Annotated in this window: 14 protein-coding genes, 1 pseudogene and 1 riboswitch; of the genes and pseudogenes, 8 read left to right on the plus strand and 7 right to left on the minus strand. The window is 36.0% G+C overall.

The features are described 5' to 3' along the window. The first annotated feature begins 82 nt into the window (after positions 1 to 82). A riboswitch (SAM riboswitch) is annotated at positions 83 to 197 on the plus strand. A gap of 110 nt (positions 198 to 307) precedes the next feature. The 5 genes and pseudogenes from FORMA_RS06955 to dnaG all read left to right on the plus strand — a co-directional run bounded on the left by FORMA_RS06955 (position 308) and on the right by dnaG (position 6,178). Beyond that, the gene (locus tag FORMA_RS06955) at positions 308 to 1,600 is read left to right on the plus strand and encodes an O-acetylhomoserine aminocarboxypropyltransferase/cysteine synthase family protein (protein ID WP_069674980.1); all 1,293 of its coding nucleotides are present in this window, start codon (positions 308 to 310) and stop codon (positions 1,598 to 1,600) included. Between the two features lie 17 nt (positions 1,601 to 1,617). Next, entirely contained in the window at positions 1,618 to 2,067 is a 450-nt protein-coding gene (locus tag FORMA_RS06960; protein WP_069674981.1) for an OsmC family protein, read from the plus strand. A 10-nt stretch (positions 2,068 to 2,077) separates the two neighbouring features. Next, a pseudogene (locus FORMA_RS06965) lies at positions 2,078 to 3,040 on the plus strand (alpha/beta fold hydrolase); the annotation flags it as partial. Between the two features lie 106 nt (positions 3,041 to 3,146). After that, entirely contained in the window at positions 3,147 to 4,124 is a 978-nt protein-coding gene (locus tag FORMA_RS06970; RefSeq protein WP_069674983.1) for a polyprenyl synthetase family protein, read from the plus strand. A gap of 98 nt (positions 4,125 to 4,222) precedes the next feature. Beyond that, a complete protein-coding gene (dnaG, locus tag FORMA_RS06975; protein WP_069674984.1) occupies positions 4,223 to 6,178 on the plus strand; it encodes a DNA primase in 1,956 nt (651 codons plus the stop codon). 1 nt (position 6,179) lies between these two features. Here dnaG and FORMA_RS06980 read toward each other — a convergent pair whose 3' ends face one another. Continuing rightward, positions 6,180 to 6,800, minus strand: a complete 621-nt coding sequence (locus tag FORMA_RS06980; RefSeq protein WP_069674985.1) for a response regulator — start codon at positions 6,798 to 6,800, stop codon at positions 6,180 to 6,182. A gap of 4 nt (positions 6,801 to 6,804) precedes the next feature. Next, complete coding sequence (gene nadE / locus FORMA_RS06985; RefSeq protein WP_069674986.1) at positions 6,805 to 7,596, minus strand: NAD(+) synthase; 792 nt, start codon at positions 7,594 to 7,596, stop codon at positions 6,805 to 6,807. 162 nt (positions 7,597 to 7,758) lie between these two features. Between nadE and FORMA_RS06990 the strand changes: the two genes are divergently transcribed. The 3 genes from FORMA_RS06990 (at position 7,759) to gldC (ending at position 14,281) form a co-directional block, all read left to right on the plus strand. Next, on the plus strand, positions 7,759 to 12,873 hold the full coding sequence (locus tag FORMA_RS06990; protein WP_069674987.1) for a T9SS type B sorting domain-containing protein: 5,115 nt from the start codon (positions 7,759 to 7,761) through the stop codon (positions 12,871 to 12,873). 71 nt (positions 12,874 to 12,944) lie between these two features. Then, positions 12,945 to 13,943, plus strand: a complete 999-nt coding sequence (gene gldB, locus FORMA_RS06995; RefSeq protein ID WP_083236575.1) for a gliding motility lipoprotein GldB — start codon at positions 12,945 to 12,947, stop codon at positions 13,941 to 13,943. Continuing rightward, a complete protein-coding gene (gldC, locus tag FORMA_RS07000; RefSeq protein ID WP_069674989.1) occupies positions 13,943 to 14,281 on the plus strand; it encodes a gliding motility protein GldC in 339 nt (112 codons plus the stop codon). Before gldB ends, gldC begins: the two co-directional genes overlap by 1 nt. 13 nt (positions 14,282 to 14,294) lie before the next feature. Here the strand turns inward: gldC and rodA are convergent, their stop codons facing one another. The 5 genes from rodA to FORMA_RS07025 are packed head-to-tail and all read right to left on the minus strand — an operon-like array spanning position 14,295 to position 19,778. After that, a complete protein-coding gene (gene rodA, locus FORMA_RS07005) occupies positions 14,295 to 15,575 on the minus strand; it encodes a rod shape-determining protein RodA (protein ID WP_069674990.1) in 1,281 nt (426 codons plus the stop codon). After that, positions 15,575 to 17,437: a penicillin-binding protein 2 gene (mrdA, locus tag FORMA_RS07010; protein ID WP_069674991.1), complete on the minus strand. Its 1,863-nt coding sequence runs from the start codon at positions 17,435 to 17,437 to the stop codon at positions 15,575 to 15,577. Before mrdA ends, rodA begins: the two co-directional genes overlap by 1 nt. Next, complete coding sequence (locus FORMA_RS07015; protein WP_069674992.1) at positions 17,434 to 17,940, minus strand: rod shape-determining protein MreD; 507 nt, start codon at positions 17,938 to 17,940, stop codon at positions 17,434 to 17,436. Before FORMA_RS07015 ends, mrdA begins: the two co-directional genes overlap by 4 nt. Then, positions 17,933 to 18,739: a rod shape-determining protein MreC gene (gene mreC, locus FORMA_RS07020; protein WP_069674993.1), complete on the minus strand. Its 807-nt coding sequence runs from the start codon at positions 18,737 to 18,739 to the stop codon at positions 17,933 to 17,935. The genes FORMA_RS07015 and mreC overlap by 8 nt, the downstream gene beginning before the upstream one ends. Positions 18,740 to 18,749: 10 nt before the next feature. Then, the gene (locus FORMA_RS07025) at positions 18,750 to 19,778 is read right to left on the minus strand and encodes a rod shape-determining protein (protein WP_069674994.1); all 1,029 of its coding nucleotides are present in this window, start codon (positions 19,776 to 19,778) and stop codon (positions 18,750 to 18,752) included. Between the last annotated feature and the right edge of the window lie 55 nt (positions 19,779 to 19,833).

Here is a 19,833-nt window from a genome sequence, read left to right on the forward strand (position 1 = left end):
ATTATTTTTTTTAGAAAATTATTTGGTTTTTAAATTTTAATATTTGAATATTTGCACTCACAAAGTTCAATAATTTAGTGAAATGTTATCAAGAAAGGCTGAAGGAATAGACCTGTTGACGCCTTAGCAACCCTGCAAACTATTGGAGAAGGTGCTAAATTCTACTTCTTATATTTTTATAATTAGATAGATAACAAGAGATACTTTTAGTATATCTGAATTCTTTTTAACATTTTTCTTTAAGATTCGCCAGAAATGGTGTGTTTGACTTTTGTTTTAATTTATTATTAACTCAAAAAATAGAAAAATGAGTACTCAAAAATTTGCAACAAATGCATTACATGCGGGACATGACACCGCTCAAAATGGAGGTACACGTGCTGTACCAATTTATCAATCTACTGCTTATGTTTTCAACGATTCAGATCATGCGGCAAATCTCTTTGCTCTTGCTGAGACCGGAAACATTTACACTCGAATTAACAACCCTACAAACGACGTTCTCGAACAGCGTTTAGCTGCTCTTGAAGGAGGAATTGCTGCTGTAGTTACTGCCTCAGGAACATCAGCTATAGCGACTTCATTACTCACCTTACTGAAAGCTGGGGACCACATTGTGGCTTCTAGTAGCTTGTATGGAGGAACTTACAATTTATTGAGTGTTACCCTTCCAAGACATGGAATTACTACAACTTTTGTCGATCCCTCTGATGCTGAAAATTTCAAAAATGCAGCTCAAGAGAACACGCGTGCGTTTTTTATAGAGTCTCTTGGAAATCCTAAGTTAGATGTATTGGACATTCAAGCTATTTATAATGAGGCTAAGGCCTATAAAGTCCCTTTGATTGTAGACAATACGGTGGCAACGCCTTATTTGCTAAATCCAATTGAATATGGCGCAAATATTGTCATCCATTCACTTACAAAATACATCAATGGTAACGGTACTGCTTTATGTGGTGTAATTATCGATGCAGGTACATTTGATTGGGCTAATGGGAAATTCCCAGAATTTACAGAGCCTTCAGCCGGGTACCATGGATTAGTATACAGCGAAGCGCTAGAAGCTGCAGCATTTATCGCGAAAGTTAGAATAGAAGGGCTCAGAGATTACGGTGCTGCATTAAGCCCTTTCAATGCTTTTCAAATTATTCAAGGCCTTGAGACGCTTGAAATAAGAATTAAAAAACACAGCGAAAATGCATTGGCTCTTGCCAAATGGCTTCAACAACAAGAGCAGGTGACTTGGGTTAATTATCCAGGACTAGAAACGAGTGCTTACAAATCTTTGGCAGATCGTTATTTGCCAAATGGGCAAAGCGGATTAGTTACTTTCGGAGTAAAAGGAGGATTTGATACTGCCAAGACGATTGCAGATACAACAAAACTATTTTCGCTCCTTGCAAATATTGGTGACACAAAATCTCTAATTATTCACCCAGCAAGTACAACACACCAACAGCTAAGTGACGAGGCCCAAGAATCGACTGGAGTAACAAAAGATCTCATTCGTCTTTCGGTAGGTCTGGAGGATATCGAAGATTTAAAGGCAGACTTAGTAGAGGCTTTTAAGGCTGTTGATGCACTTGTTGAAGTTTAATCTCAAAATATAAATTTATGAGTGATTTGACATTTTCAGTGCGTGGGCAAAGCAATTCCGCAACAAAATTTACAGCCAAAGCAAGACAATTTAGTTTAATAATAGATGAACCAGATACTCTAGGAGGGAATGACGAAGCTGCCAACCCTGTTGAATTTATTTTAGCAGGACTTGCAGGCTGTCTCAATGTAGTTGGTCATCTTGTAGCAAAAGAGCTACACTTTGAATTAAAGCAATTGGATATTGAGATTACAGGAGAAATCAACCCAAATAAATTTTTAGGCTTATCTAAGGACGAACGTTCAGGATTCAAAGCAATAAATGTTTCACTGAAAACTGAAGCTGATGCTAGCGATGCAACTTTAGAAAAGTGGTTAGAAATTGTTCAGGACCGCTGCCCTGTAAAAGACAATTTGTTAAACCAAACCCCTTTAAAATTAAAATTGGAACAGCTGATTTATAATTAAAATTATTGGATTGAGTAAAATTCAACATATAGACATTCCAAATTATACCACAATTTCTGGTAAGACAATACCTATTAATTTGTCTTACCAGTTATTTGGTTGTGCGCTGCAAAGCGCACCAGTTGTTTTAGTGAATCACGCGCTCACCGGTAATTCAAATGTTACAGGTTCCGAGGGTTGGTGGAATGCACTTATTGGTCCAAACAAGCCTATTGATACTAATCTATTTTCGGTTTTGGCGTTTAATATTCCTGGTAATGGATTCGACGGGAACCCAAATCATCTCATTCATAATTACAAAGACTTTATTGCAAGAGATATTGCCGAGCTTTTTCTTTTGGGATTAAAGGCATTGAGTGTTGATCAATTATTTGCGGTCATAGGTGGTTCTTTGGGAGGAGGTATTGCTTGGGAAATGGCAGCGATCAATCCTAAAATAACGAAACATTTAATCCCAGTAGCAAGCGACTGGAAATCTACAGACTGGATTATTGCTAATTGTTTGATTCAAGAACAGTTTTTACTCAATTCTAGCCAACCACTGCACGACGCGCGGCTGCATGCCATGTTGTGCTACAGAACACCGGAATCCATAAAAAACAGATTCCAACGTTCTCAGAACTCAAACTCTAATTTATTCAATATCGAATCTTGGTTACTCCACCACGGAGAAAAGTTGCAAAAACGGTTTCAGTTGCCCGCCTACAAACTTATGAATCAGTTACTAAAAACAATTGACATAACAACAAATCGAGTTGGAGCTGCTGAGACACTACAAAGTATAGAAGCTGAAATTCATATTATTGGAATTGATTCAGATTTATTTTTTGTTTCAGAAGAAAATACAGAAACGCTAAAGTTAATACAGCCCAATTTATCAAATGTTCATTACCACGAGATCTCTTCCATTCACGGCCATGATGCATTTTTAATAGAGTATGAGCAGTTAAACACAATTATTACTGGTATATTTCAACCTAAACTAGTACATATAGCCTGTAAAGTTTAGGCTTAGTTTTAACATTTCCCCTAAGATACATTTGGTTTTATATGCGTAATTTTGCATAAAATTACAGCGCTTGAAAATCATTGAACGCATAAAGCAGCCAATAAGTTATGAAATGGAACTTTTTGAAAAAAAGTTTCGTTTATCGATGTCTAGTAAGGTAGCTTTACTCAATAGAATTACTCATTATATTGTAAATCGAAAAGGGAAACAAATGCGTCCAATGTTTGTTTTTCTAAGCGCAAAAATGGTGTCTAATGGCCAGTTGAACGAACGGACCTACCGAGGTGCTTCTGTGATAGAATTGATTCATACTGCAACTTTAGTTCACGATGATGTTGTAGATGACAGCAACCACCGACGTGGTTTTTTCTCTATAAATGCATTATGGAAAAATAAAATTGCTGTTTTGGTAGGAGATTTTCTTTTATCTAAAGGCCTTCTTTTCTGTATTGACAATAATGATTTTGACTTACTTAAAATAATTTCTGTTGCTGTTCGTGAAATGAGTGAAGGAGAGCTACTTCAAATCGAAAAGGCAAGGAAATTAGACATTACAGAAGATGTGTACTACGAAATCATTCGTCAAAAAACAGCAACCCTAATTGCTGCCTGTTGTAGTTTGGGAGCTGCTTCTATAAAACCCCATTCCAATGAAGTAGAGACCATGAGAAAATTTGGCGAACTTATAGGGATGGCATTTCAAATAAAGGATGATTTGTTCGATTACGGAACCAAGAAAATTGGAAAGCCAACGGGAATAGACATAAAAGAACAAAAAATGACCTTACCTTTAATTCATGTGCTAAACAATTGTTCGAAAAAAGAACACGATTGGTTGATTAATTCGATAAAAAACCACAACAAAAACTCAAGAAAAGTCAAAGAGGTTATTGATTTTGTCAAACAAAAAGGTGGTTTGGATTATGCTGTGTCAAAAATGAAACAATTTCAAGAGGAAGCACTTGAATTGCTTAAGGATTATCCAAAATCTGAGTATAAAGAGGCTTTAATTTTGATGGTCAATTATGTGATTGATCGGAACAAATAGTAAAACACAATAAGCTAAACTCCTTTTTTCTTTTACTAGAGAAGATTTTATATCTTTACAATTCGGCAAGTTTTAATTCTTTAATAACACCAACTCAATTGATATCAAAAGCGACCATAGATCAAGTATTCGACATGTCTCGTGTAGAGGAGGTTATTGGAGATTTTGTACAATTAAAAAAAGCTGGAAGCAACTTCAAGGGCTTGAGCCCCTTTAGTGAAGAACGTACGCCGAGCTTTATGGTATCCCCTGTAAAACAAATATGGAAGGATTTTTCGACGGGCAAAGGCGGCACTGTAGTCTCGTTTTTGATGGAGCATGAGCATTTTACTTATCCCGAGGCGATTAAGTATTTGGCCAAAAAATACAACATCGAAATCGAGGAGACGGTACAGTCTGATGCGGAGAAAGAAGCAGCGGGAGAGCGGGAAAGCATGTACTTAGTGAGTGAGTTTGCCAATAGTTATTATCAAAATATATTACACAAAACAGACCCTGGTAAAGCTATTGGATTAAGCTATTTTAAAGAGCGAGGCTTTACAGATGAAACCATTAAAAAATTTCAGTTGGGCTATTCTACAGATGACTGGAGTGGATTCACAGATGCTGCTGTTAAAAAAGGATATCAGCTTAAATATTTAGAAAAAACGGGCCTAACTATAGTCAAGGAAGAAAAACAATTTGATCGTTTTAAAGGGCGTGTTATGTTTCCTATTCATAGCATGTCTGGGCGAGTGCTTGGTTTTGGTGGACGTATTTTAGCAAAAAATGAAAAGGCTGCTAAGTATTTAAATTCTCCTGAAAGTGATATTTACCACAAAAGTAAAGTTCTTTATGGAATTTATTATGCAAAACAAACTATTGCAAAAGACGATAATTGCTTTTTGGTCGAGGGCTATACAGATGTAATTCAGTTTTATCAAACAGGGGTTAAAAATGTAGTATCGTCTTCTGGAACTGCCCTAACCTCTGATCAAATCCGTCTTATAAATAGATTGACTAAAAACATCACTGTTCTTTTCGATGGTGACGCAGCTGGAATTCGGGCTTCTCTTCGTGGTATTGATTTGATTTTAGAGCAAGGGATGAACGTCAAGGTATGTACCTTCCCAGAAGGTGAGGACCCCGATAGTTTTGCCAAGCAAAACACATTAGAGGAACTGCAGCAGTACTTGAAGGAAAATGCAAAAGATTTTATAGCTTACAAAGCCTCCTTGCTTATGGAAGAGGCTAGTAACGACCCTATTGCTAAGGCTGAATTAATTCGAGATATGGTCTCCAGTATTTCAAAAATTGCTGATCAAATAAAGCAAGAATTATATATTCGCGAGTGTGCTCGTATTATGGATATCAGCGAGCAAGTGCTTTTTAGTACTTTAGCTCAATTGAGTAAAAAGGCCCTTACTGAGGCCAATAAATCTGCTCAAAAACAAAAGAAAGCTTTCGAAGTAGTAAAAGCTACGGCACCTGCCAAAAAGATCGATATTCAATATGAACTAGAACAAAAGATCATAGAAATATTATTGCTCTACGGAAGTCGTAAAGAAGATTTCGAAGATTTAATTTTAAAAGAGAATGAAGACGGGGAACTTATTTTAGAGCCTGTAATTCATCAAGCTAAGGTTTTTGAGAAAATATATTTAGATCTTCAAGAAGATGAAATGCAATTTGGTAATGAGAATTTCAAAACCATTTATTACTTGATTATCGACTACTTAAACCAAAATGAAACATTCAGTGTCGAAAACTTTATGCATGAAATTGACCCCAATTTAGCTCCTTTTGTTTCTGATATCTTGATGAATGATGAGCGTTATAGACTCCATAATTGGGAAAAAAATAATATTTTTCCTAAGCGAAAAGACATTAGTGTCGCGCAATTGGTTAGTGAAACTATATTGAATTTAAGATGCTTTTTGATCGATCAAAAAGTAAACGAATTTAAGGATTCTACACATGATATATCAGCAGATAATACGAGTATCCTGGAAGATGTTTTGAATTATTCAAATTTGAAAATGTTGCTGTCTAGAAAACTCAACAGGGTTCTTTAACTTAGTTTTTTTGGCGTCCCAAATCAATCAAAGAAATTAAATTTGTTACATTCAGTTTTGTCATTAAGCGCGATTTGTATGTGCTCACTGTTTTTGGATTGATATCAAGCTCATCTGCTATTTCTCTATTTTTCTTGCCATTACATATTAGCTTCAAAACTTCAATTTCACGCATAGAAAGTTTGTGGTACAAATCGGTATCGTTTTGATTTTTATCAAATGTGAGTTTCTGTGCCATAGCGCTGGTGACATACATTCCGCCTTTGTACACTTTCAGAATGGCTTTTTTTATAGTGCTGGTAGTTGCTGTTTTTGCTAAAAATCCTGATGCACCAGCTCTGATTCCACTAGAGGCATAAATATTTTCTGGCTGCGCAGTGAAAATAATTACGCGCACATTATTAAAATTTTTCTTAACTGTTCTTAAAACAGTAATGCCATTCATATCGGGTAAGTCCATAGATAACATCACAAGATCTACACTCCCTTTTTTTAGGTAATTAATAAGTTGTTTTGCAGTATTGACTGTACTTACAATTTTGATGTCATTTGAGTTATCAAAAAGCATTCGCATCCCATAATTTACAATAGGTTGGTGATCTGCTATAAGAACCCTTATCATAAATTTATTGTTTCAATGTTTCAGGAATAATACACACGGGTATTGGATTCATCTTGTGTGCATTTGAAGAGTTAAATCGATTAAAAATACTAAATACTTCTTTTGCTCTGCCCGTAAAATCACTTGTGCTCTTTCCTTTGGCTTTCATTTGCATAGCCCATTCTAATTCATCATAGGACGCCCCAATCTGTGCTTCATCAGTACGCGCATCGCCAAACAATCCGTCGCTTGGTGCTGCTTCCATAATACTTTTGGGTACTTCAAGGGTTTTCCCCAAAGCGTATACTTCTGATTTGAGCAGGTCTGCAATTGGACTCAAATCAACGCCGCCGTCCCCATATTTTGTATAAAATCCAACCCCAAAATCCTCGACTTTATTTCCTGTTCCCGCTACGAGAAAGCCATTTAGTCCAGCGTAGTAGTAAAGCGTAGTCATGCGCAATCTGGCACGTGTATTGGCAAGTGCCATATCAACAGTTTTTTGCTCTTTATTGAGGTCTATTTCAGATTTAAGTGATTCAAATACTGGGGTAAGGTCCACACGTTTTGAACTCACATTGGTGTAATTATTTTTTAAAAAAGCAATTTGTTCTTGGGCGCGACTTACATGGCTTTTTGCTTGGTGAATAGGCATTTCTAAACAGATTAAATCTAAACCAGTTTGGGCGCACAGTGTAGACGTTACTGCAGAATCTATTCCTCCAGAAACTCCAACAACAAAGCCTTTGATTCCAGCATCAGTAGCATAATTTTTCAACCAATTTGTAATGTATTTGACAACTTGTTTTGTGTCCATTTTAGTATTTTAAATTGTTTGGAAGTCCTACAAAAATAAGCTATTCCTTTGTTCTTTAAAAAGATTTGTAATTGATTAGTGTAAATTTATGGTTCAATTAACATTTTTGATTTTAAATGTTTAATTTTATCCATAATGTAATTAATATAACGTATCCAATAAATGTTTAAAGTTTTAAAACTTCACAAGCTATTTGCCCTTTTGCTCTTTGTGTTATTTTTTGATACTCCCCTTATTGCTCAATTAAGCCGCACTCATTATATTCCTCCAATTACTACTGCTCAAAACAGCAATGCATTACCTCAAAATCAATATCTGCATATTTCATCGCCAAGTACTGAAGCAATAAATGTAGAGGTTACTCAAATAGGAACTGGATCAACTTCTTATAGCCTTTCAAATACTGCACCGTTAGAAATTTTTATTGGTTCGGGTGAAACTACTCCTTTTGTTGTTAGTTCTTTAAACACAGCTACAAAAATTACAAATAAAGGATATATTATTCAGTCTGAAAAGCCTGTTTATGTTTCTGCTAGATTGACTGGTGGAAATCAAAATCAAGCAGGCTCATTGGTGTCAAAAGGGTTGTCTGGTTTAGGACAAACGTTTAGAGCAGGAACTTTCACAAACCTAAAAAACTTCTCTTCTTCAAATCAAGACTATTTGAACTTTATCTCAGTCATGGCGACTGAAAACAACACTCAAGTTAATTTTACAGACATTCCCGCTGATGTTGTTATAGAAAATGGAACTCCGTTAACGACCAATCTAAATGTTGGGGAGTCTTATATAATTGCGCTTGACCCATCGATCACTCCGTCAAACCGTGATGGCCTCATCGGTGCTCTTATTTCTTCTACAAAACCAATAGTTGTCAATTGTGGCTCATTCAATGGAAGTAATTCTGATGGCAATGGAAGAGATGCTGGCATTGACCAAATTGCCCCGCTAGAAACAATTGCAGTAGATAATCAAACTTTTAGTGAATATGTTTTTGTACGTGCCAATGGATATGATGCTATAGAGCGACCACTTATTGTTGCACATTATGACAATACTGAAGTTTGGACTTCAGGTGATTCTGGGTCAGGTGTTTTTCAAGGATCAATCAATGCAGGTGAGTACTTAAGTTTAGACGGAAGCTTGTTCAGCACCCAATCTTCAAATGGTTCCAATCCAGGGGGTAATTTATATGTGTGGACCTCTAAAACAACATTTGCCTATCAAGGGATTGGAGGTACTAATAACGATGCCAACCAGGAGTTGTTCTTTGTTCCGCCCTTGAATTGTAAAGCACCTCGTGCAATCGATAATATTCCACTTATTGAATCTTCAGGGTCAACAGGAGCAAACTTTAATGGAGGGATTACGATTGTTGCCGAAGCAGGTGCTGACGTCAACATTAACGGAGCGCCAACTACGGCACCCCCACAGGTGATTCTTGGAAATTCAAATTTTGTAACATATTTAATTAGTGGGTTGTCGGGTAATGTGAGTGTAACTTCAGATGGTCAAATTTATGTATCGTATTATGGTGCAAGCGGTGCTGCAGCTCTTGGGGGTTTTTATTCTGGGTTTATTTTTAAGCCTGAAATTACCTCAACAGCATTAGATGTTACGGTAGATAATATCTGTATTCCATTTATTGAATTAAACCTTGGCAGTGAAGAAACTTTTGATGCGTACCAGTGGTTTTTCAATGGTGCTCCAATCGTTGGAGCAACATCCGAAACCCATATTCCTACAACACCAGGGTATTATCAATTGGAGGGGATTATTACGGATTGTTCCTCAGTACTTTCAGATAATATTCCTGTGAGTGGTTGTGCAGGAGATTCAGATGATGATGGTCAGAATAATAATTTTGATGTTGACATCGATAATGATGGAATTTTAAATACTGAGGAGTCCAACTGTAATTTCGATTTTGATCTTTCGTCTGATGTTGGACTATATTTTACAGCATCTACAACAACGAGTTCAGAAAATATTACCTCAGATCCTTTTGAAGGTTTTACAAATCAAATTATGCACCTTAGCGCATCGCCAAAAGTCGGAAATATTCAAAGCACCACAACTTATCAATTGGTATTTGATGCACCAACACATTTTAAAATAGAACAAGCGCCTGCAACATTTACTACAGGTGCAATGAATGATGAAGAAGACTATAAACTAAGTGTTCCAGCGGACCAAACTATTACTGTATTAAATCCTGATAATCAATTGCTTATAGATATTAACTATGATGGAATTTATGATAATAATGTTCAAGAATTTACAGCTTTTGAAATTCGATTCAAACTGAATTCAGCAGCTCTACCCACAGGAAACGGCACATTTTCATTTCAATCCTACAGTGCAAGTCAGTTTGAAATTGAATACAATAATATTTCAGAAATAAATTCTAATAGCGTTGCTTTCCAACTTACGCAAGCCTGTCGATCTATAGATTCAGATGGAGATAATATTGAAGATGCAGTTGATTTAGATTCCGATAACGATGGAATTTTTGATGTTGTTGAAAGCGGAAACTCAGCCTTGGACACTAATGGCAATGGTAGGGTTGACGGCATGGACACAAATGATTCTGACTCAGATGGGCATCACGATTTGGCGCAAAGCCCCATTGACACAGATTTAGACTCAATACCTGATTATTTGGATTTGGATAGTGATAATGATGGGCTTTTTGATCTTTTTGAGGCAGGAATTGGTTTTAATACGCTGGATATGGATAATAACGGTCAAATTGATTTAGGGTTTACAGATGATAACTTCAACGGATCATCAGATGTTGCTGAGAGCATTATTCCATTAGATTCAGACGCCGACGGATTGCCAGATTTTATAGAGTTGGATTCAGATGCCGATGATTGTTTTGACGTTGACGAAGCCGGATTTACAGGAACTCTGGGGGTACTAAGCGGTACAAGTATAGATACGAATGGGCTGGTTTTGGGTGGAGACGGATATGGCCTTGCAATTGATACCAATGCAGATGGGTTGTTTGACTATCAAGACTTAATAAATATTACAACACAATCTTTGAATACCCCTTTATTTGTCTGTGAAGAAGGGAATATCACTATTGAAATTATTTTAGAAAGTAACTCCGATGATTATGATAACATTTTTTGGGAATGGAGTTTTGATGGAGGATTAACTTGGACTTTTGTGCCTGAAACACCATCTAGTTTTGAAAATGTAAGTACAAATACTTTGGAGATTTTTAATGTTTCTGATACATATACAAACACTTTTTTTCGAGCACAGATGCAAAGAACGGACGTAGTATGTAAATCTTATTATTCTGATGAGGTACAGCTCATTGTGAATCCATTGCCAGTAATTGTTGAAGATGTAAGCCTTTTTCAGTGCGATCAAGATACTGATGGAATTACAATATTTAATTTGAACGAAGCCAATGAACTTATTTCTGTAGATTATTTAAATGAAACCTTTAGCTTTTATTTCGATGAATCAGAAGCACTTCTTGGAACGCCAAACAGTATAGCAGATCCCGTAAATTATCAAAACACGAATTCAGATCCAACAATTAATCCCAACCAAATTTTTGTTCGAGTAGAAACAATTAATGGCTGTTCGCGTGTGGCTCAGCTAGACCTTTTTGTTTCGACAACCCAAATTCCTACTGGTTTTTCAATTCCTCCGTACCAAGAATGTTTTGATGACTCTGATGGCTCTACGACTTTTGATTTTAGCGATTCTGAAGCTACTATTTTAGGAATTTTCCCGCCTACTCAACCCCTTACAGTAGCCTATTATGAGTCTGAATTGGATGCCTTATCTGAAATCAATCCTATACTTGATATTCAAAATTACGAGAATACTTCAGGAGTCAATCAGTTCATTTGGGTTCGCGTAGACTCTGATATCGATAATTCGTGTGTTGGTTTAGGACAGTATATCGATTTGATAGTAAACCCAATACCTGTTTTGAACACCCCAGTTGATCCTTATTTTTGCGTTGGCCCTCCAAATTCTTTTAACTTAAATTTAGCTAATAAATATGATGCTTTTGTTTTGGATGGTCAATCTGCTGCCGACTTCACGGTAAGTTATTTTATAAGCTTAACAGATGCAGAAAGTTCTACCTCCGAAATTTTTACAGTAACCAATTCTGCTTCCTTTGTTCAGATTGTTTATAAAATAACAAATAACACTACAGGCTGTTATGATATTGATACTTTTGAAATTGATTTTATAGAAATACCAGCAGCAAATCAACCAGCAGATTTTTCAGAATGTGACACTAATAATGATGGAATTTATCTTTTTGACACATCAACTTTGGAAGCTCAAATTTTAGGAGGACAAACCACAATGAATATTGCATACTACGATGGTTTAGGAAACCCTCTTGAGGACGAAAATGGACAAATTATTACCAGCCCTTTTCCTGATGAGTTCTTATCATCATCTCAAACCATAACAGCAATAGTTTTTAATGGGATTTGCACAGACGCTTCAATAGATATATCATTTTTAGTGAATCCCAATACAAATTTTTCTGTGGATGATATTGTCATCTGCGATGGATCTTCTCAACTGATACAACTCAATATGGAGGACTCTTCATCCTCTTTCAAATATACTTGGACTTTACCGGATTCTACAGTTGTAAACACCCTGCAACCCGAGCTTGATGTAGCTCAAATTGGCGTTTACAATATTTCCGTTACAAACCTAAATGGCAGTTGTTTTTTTTCACAACCTTTTGAAGTATTTGAATCTGAAGGGCCATCAATTTCTATGGATAATATTACAATTGTGGAGGGGACTTCCAATAATTCAATCACTATAGACGAGGCTGCACTTGGGTCAGCAAATTATGAGTTTAAACTTATTGACGAAAATGGAAATTTGGTATCTGGATATCAAGATATTGGTTATTTTGGACAGCTTACAGGTGGATTTTATTCACTATATGTTCGAGACGAATTGCGCTGCGAGGAAGTTGTAATAACAGTACCTGTGCTATATATTATGAATTTCTTTACACCAAATGGAGATGGGTTCAATGATACTTGGAAAATCAAAGGGATACGTTCAAATAATTATAACTTTTCAAAAATTTCTGTTTTTGATCGTTATGGAAAGTTGTTGAAAAACATGACCATTAACTCAAACTTTTGGGATGGAACTTACAATGGTGTATTGATGCCAACAAATGATTATTGGTATAGTATCGAACTGACTAAAATTGACGGAACTCATTTTGTTCGTCAAGGGCATTTCACTCTGCGCCGCTAAATGTATGGGAATTGCTTCAAATTCCTGTTTTCATTTGAATACTAATGACTATTTTTGTTAAATAGTTTCTGATGAGTTACACCATGATTCAAATTAATCATTTGATAAATAAATTAAAAAAAATAGGCGTTTTTCTTATCCTATTGATGTGTTTGTCATGTAATAAAAATGCTCAATTAGAAAAAGAAATTGAAGCTATTTCAATGGATTTAAAAGTTGAACGTTTTGATCAAGCTTTTATGAAAATTACAGAAAAGACACTTCCATTTTATAAAACAGCTTACCCTTTTCTGTTTCCAAACCACATTTCTGACTCTGTCCTTTTAGAACGTACTAAAGACCCTATTCAAAAGCTGATTCAAAAGTCAGTTGATAGTGTTTTTAGTGATTTTCAAGAGACTGAAGCGGAGGTGATCGCTTTTTACAAACACCTAAAATATTATAATCCATCATTAAAAAAACCACGTGTCATAACAGTTTTTTCAGATGTTGATTACCGTAATAAAGTTATCGTCACAGACTCTATAGTTTTAATTAGTATTGATAATTATTTGGGTGCTGATCATGAGTTTTATGAAAGCTTTTATAGTTATATTCGGAAAAATTTAAAGAGGGATCAAATTGTGATGGACCTTGCTGATGCTTATGCAACTCGTTTAATAAATCAACCGAGGCGCAATACGTTTTTGGAAGAATTGATATATCATGGTAAAAAATTATATCTGAAAGATCTATGGGTTCCGTTGGCAGAGGACAGCACAAAAATTGGTTATAACGACAATGAGCTCTTTTGGGCAAATGACAATGAGTTTTATATCTGGCAATATTTTATAGAAAATGAATTATTGTACAGCACAGACAATAAACTTGTTGGACGTTTCATCACAGCAGCTCCCTTTTCACGCTTCAATTTGGAGCTCGATAGTGAATCTCCTGGCGCATTGGGACGATATATTGGATGGCAAATTGTGCGTTCCTATATGGAAAACAATTCAACTTCGTTACTTCAAATGCTTCAAATGGATGCGCAATCACTTTTTAATAAAGCAAAATACAAACCACGAAAATAATGGCTAAAGTACATACATCAAAAATTGAATTGAATGTCGAATTGGATGAGAACCGTATTCCAGAAAAATTGAACTGGACTGCTGAAGACGGTGGGGTTTCAAATGCTGAGGCCAAGGCAATTTTTCTTTCCGTTTGGGATGCTAAGGCACAAGAATCATTACGCATCGATTTGTGGACAAAAGACATGCCCGTAGATGAGATGAAATTGTTTTTTCATCAAACTCTTACGGCCATGAGTGATACTTTTATGCGCGCCACCCAAGACGAGAAGATGACTGCTACAATGAAAGATTTTTGTGCTTATTTTGCTGAAAAGTTAGATTTAAAGCAGAATTAGTTTTTAGTCTGGATTACCATACATTCAGTCGATTGGCGTCTAATTTTAAAAATATAAAAATTAAAATTGTAAATGCCAATAATCCAGATCCGCCATAGCTTAGGAATGGAAGTGGAATACCAATAGTTGGAATAAGGCCCATAACCATGCCAATATTAATTAAAAAATGCACAAAAATAATTGAGGCTACACCGTATCCGTAGGCTCTACTGAACTGTGATTTATGTCGTTCAGACAGAAATAAAATACGGCCAATTAACACCACAAAAAGAATGACTACTGTGCTGCTCCCCAAAAACCCCCATTCCTCTGCCACTGTGCTAAAAATATAGTCGGTATGTTGTTCAGGTACAAATTTTCCCTTCGTTCGCGTACCCTCCTTAAATCCTTTTCCTGTAAGACCGCCAGAGCGTATTGCTTTTTCTGATTGATTTAGATTATAAGAAATATTCCGCCGCATAACCCTTAGTTTATCAGGGTCTTTTTCAAGTCTCAACCACAGTTCAATGCGATCTCTCTGGTGTTTTTGTAAAACAGTATCAAAACTCCATTCAGTTGTAAAACTGAGGACCGCACATAAACCTAGGATTAGCAATGAACCTCTAACTTTCTTTTTCTTTCGTTTGAAAAAAAGTTGATAAATTACAAGACAAATTGCAATAATACTGGTCACGAAAAGTGCTGAAAATTTTAGTGTTGCAACAGCAATAGTAATGAGAATAGCCCCCAAAAAAATATATTTTTGAGGAATTCCTTCTCTGTAAAATACGAAAATAAGCCCTGCAAAAACAAGGGTGCTTCCAGCATCATTTTGGAGTAGAATTAAAATTGCAGGAACTGCCACAATAAGTGCTGCTTGAAATTGGTCTTTAACATTTTTTATATTTGTTTGCAAGTCACTAACATACTTGGCTACAGCTAAAGCTGTTGCAAATTTCGCAAATTCACTTGGCTGTAAGGTCATGCCTCCAATTTCATACCAAGACATAGCTCCATTTATCTTTTTGCCAAAAATAAATAGCCCTGCTAATACTACCATTGAGGCCAAGTAAATAACACTAGCAAAACGTTCGTAAAATTTGGCGTCAATAGAAAGAATCAATACAATAGAGACAAGAGAAAGTCCAATGAAAACACTTTGTTTTCCGTACGGCTGAGTAAGATCGAAATACGAGCTGAACTCTCCAGCTGTTGCTGCTGAAACTATATTAAAGTATCCGAACAAAACGAGCACCAAGTAAATCAGGACGACTAACCAGTCTAATTGAAAGCTATTTGCTCTGTTGAGATTCATTATTTATTGATTTTAAATGGTTTCCCGCTATACGGTTTTAGGTACTCCTCTTCTAAACTCTTATTTAAAACAAGTCGTTCCATATATTTTAAACTGACCTCTCCTTTCAAGTATTTTTCAATCATTAAGCTGGCAATTCGACCAGCCCATCGAGCGCCATAGTATCCGTTTTCCACTAATACAGCTATAGCTATTTTAGGATCTTCTTTTGGGGCAAAGGCTACAAAAATAGAATGATCTGTGAGCTGCGTTTTTACGCCGTCAATTTTTGTGAAATTTTCAGCAGTTCCTGTTTTTCCGCATATATCAATCCCTGGGACTTTTAAAAAACTTGCAGTACCATTTGTGTAGACTTTATGCATGCCCTCAATTACGGGCTCGAAATAGCTTGGGTGAATTGTAGTTTCTTTTTTTTCAGTAAACTTTTCATTAATTGATTCTCCTTCTATGGACTTTATGATATGAGGTGTGAAATAAAACCCTTTGTTTGCAATGGCTGCTGTCATATTTGCCAATTGTATTGGCGTGACTAAAATTTCTCCCTGCCCTATAGCATTCGAAAGAACGGTAGTAGCACCCCATCTAAAATCTGGATACCAAGCATCATAATAAGCTCCGTCTGGAATATTTCCTTTTTTTCCAACGGATAGGTCATTTCCTAAAAAGTTTCCTAATCCAAAGCTCTTTATATGATCACTCCAAACATCCATTCCAACACTTGCATTATCGTACTTATCAATGGTTTTTCGGAAAGCCATTGCAAAATAAGAATTACAAGAATTACTGATGCTTGAAAACAAGTTCCTATAGCCACCTCCACAGTGACATTTCATTACACGTCTGTTTTTCCCGTAAACATATTTTTCTGAGCAAAATATTGTTTCTTGTTTTGAGATTACATTTTCTTGAAGTGCAGCCAAAGCAACAAGCGTTTTAAAAGGAGATCCGGGCACATGCATTCTTATGAGTGCTTTGTCAAAAAGTGGTCTATGAATAGAATCTCTATAAAGTTTTGTGTAATTTTTGGATCGCTCTCTTCCTACCAGCAATGAAGGGTTGTAGGATGGAGCTGAAACGATAGTCAATAACTCTCCGCTACTTGGCTCAATTGCAACAATACCCCCCATTTTGTTTTGCATCAATTTTTCTCCATATTCTTGAAGCGTTGCATCTATGGTTAGAGTGATATTTTTGCCAGGCAAGGGCAAGGTGTCAAACTGTCCATTTTTATAGGATCCAATGTCCCGATTATAAATATCTTTTTGAATGTATTTCACCCCTTTTATTCCTCTTAAATCTTTTTCATACGATTTCTCCACCCCTTGCTTCCCGATTAAATCTCCTAACTTGTAGTAACCATCGGTTGAGATATTATCTGGATTAACTTCTGCAATGTACCCCAGGACATTAGCGCCGATTTCAGTTTGATAGTCACGTACGGCTCTTTTTTGAACATAAAATCCCTTGAATTTTCTTAGTTTTTCTGACAAAAAAGCATAATCCTCCTTGGAGAGATGGGACAAAAAAACAGAAGGCAAACGTGGTGAGTAGCGTTTTGCTCTATTGTATGACTTTAAAAATTGACTTTTATCTATATCTAGTAGTGAACAAAATAGTACAGTATCTAGTTTTTCAACTTCTCTAGGGACAACAACAACGTCATAGGTAGGCTGATTTGCAACGAGTAAGGTACCACTGCGGTCATATATATATCCGCGTTTTGGGTATTGATATACTTTTCGAATTGCATTGTCACTTTCCAGGCTATCAGACTCGTCTTGGTACACTTGCAAATAGAATAATCTTCCAATGAAAATGGCACCGGTTATGAAAACAAGACTTAGAAGTAATAGCTTTCTCATTTTTCTTTTCGACTAAAAAGTGCGGTTAATGTCAATGCAAGAAAGAGTGTGAAAAGCCCAGTGCTTAATGCGTTAGATACGACCATCCCGGCTTTTGAGTTGTCAAAAATAATCAGAATAAATAAAATAAAATGATGAATAAGAATCAGTAAGGTAAAATAAATAACACGTGGTAGTAAATCGGCATCATTAAATTTGATGGCTTGATACTCGTAGGCTGCTCCAAAAGAAAATTTCAAGAACACTGGTCTCATATAAGCTATAGTTACGGAAGCTGCCGCATGAGCCCCACCAGTATCTATAAAAATATCTATTAGTATTCCGAGAACAAAACTGATAAGGATAAAGCTTAAGCGGTTGTTTTTAACGGGATATATTAGTATAAATAGAATGTAAATATAAGGGTTTATGCTTCCAAGAAAATTCATCTGATTGCAAATAAGGACTTGCAGCAGGACCAATGCTATAAATCGAATAATATTTGAAAATAACAGACTATTCATTGCTTGGGTTTAATGAGTTTAGTGTAGTGAAATCTAAATTTTCAATTACATGAACATGACGTAAATTCGTCATGTCGTTAAATAATTCAACATTTATAATATACAGGTCTTTAGTGTCGTTTAAAAGGTATGACTTTACAACACCAACTGGAATGTTTTCTGGGAAGGTGTATGAAAAACCACTTGTAACAATAGTATCACCTACTGTTATTTCAGCTAGATCTTGAACATCGTTTAATTGAACAATATTATGGTGTTCACCATCCCAACCCAATGTCCCGAAGTGGTTATTTTTTTTAAGCTTTGCATTAATTTTACTTTTCGTATTTAATATGGAGAGTATACGAGCATATTTTTGGGAAGTTTTATCAATGACTCCGACAATCCCTTTAGCTGTTACAACCCCAAAATCTTCTTTAATACTGTCCTTTTCACCCTTATCTATGGTGATGTAATTTTCTAAAAAACGATAACTGTTCTTATTAACCAAAGCTGGTCTGAGTCGAAACTGCTTTTGGACATTTATAGACTCAATCTGTTCTGTTTTTGTATTGAAAGCCAAGGACTTCAACCGGTTATTTTCTTCCAAAAGCAAGTTATTTTCTTCCTTCAAATAAAAATAATCTCCAATTTTAGAAAAGGCTCCATGTATGCTGCCTGAAATTTGATATGCAGAGTTAATGACTTTAGTTTTATTATAGTCGTGTGCTTGTGTGGTAAGGGCAAACGAAATTAAAAACAAGATTAAAAACAAGATGGTAGACCTGTTTTTAAAAAAGAAATTCAGAAGTTGTTGCATGACTCAATAGCTATTTGATCAAGACACTCTTATATTTTGCGATATTTTTAAGAACAATTCCTGTTCCACGAACAACGGCTCTTAGCGGGTCTTCGGCAATGTAGACGGGGAGGTCTGTCTTTTGGGACAACCGTTTATCTAATCCTCTAAGCATGGATCCGCCACCTGCGAGATAAATACCAGTATTGTATATGTCTGCTGCCAGCTCAGGTGGAGTTTGTGACAAGGTTTCCATTACCGAGTCTTCAATTCTAAGGATCGATTTATCCAAAGCTTTTGCAATTTCCCGATGTGAAATTTGAACTTGCTTTGGCTTTCCTGTCAACAAATCTCTCCCTTGAACGTTCATTTCATCTGGAGGCAGTTCTAGGTCTTCCGTAGCAGCACCAATTTGTATTTTAATTTTTTCAGCAGTTCGGTCACCCACATACAAGTTGTGTTGTGTACGCATGTAATAAATAATATCGTTTGTAAATACATCGCCAGCAACTTTGACCGACTTATCACACACAATTCCTCCCAGGGCAATAACGGCTATTTCTGTTGTACCACCACCAATATCAACAATCATGTTTCCTTTTGGCTGCATAATATCTACACCAATTCCAATGGCTGCTGCCATGGGTTCGTGAATCAAGTAGACTTCTTTACCGTTAACGCGTTCAGCGGATTCTTTTACTGCACGCATTTCTACTTCTGTAATACCTGAAGGGATACAAATGACCATACGTAGAGATGGTGCAAATAATTTTTTCTTTAATGCGGGAATGTTTTTAATGAACATGCTGATCATTTGCTCTGAAGCATCAAAATCTGCAATCACACCATCCTTAAGTGGTCTAATGGTTTTGATGTTTTCATGGGTCTTACCCTGCATTAAATTAGCTTCTTTACCTACCGCTATGATTCTCCCTGAAATACGATCCCTGGCAACTATAGAAGGACTGTCTATTACAACTTTATCGTTGTGGATAATAAGTGTATTGGCTGTACCCAAATCGATGGCAATTTCCTCGGTCAAGAAGTCAAAAAATCCCATAGGATATATAAAATTATGTTGGTGGTTTAAAAATTGTGCTTGATTGTAAATGTAC

Source organism: Formosa sp. Hel3_A1_48 (assembly GCF_001735715.1).
Classification (GTDB): Bacteria; Bacteroidota; Bacteroidia; order Flavobacteriales; family Flavobacteriaceae; genus UBA3537.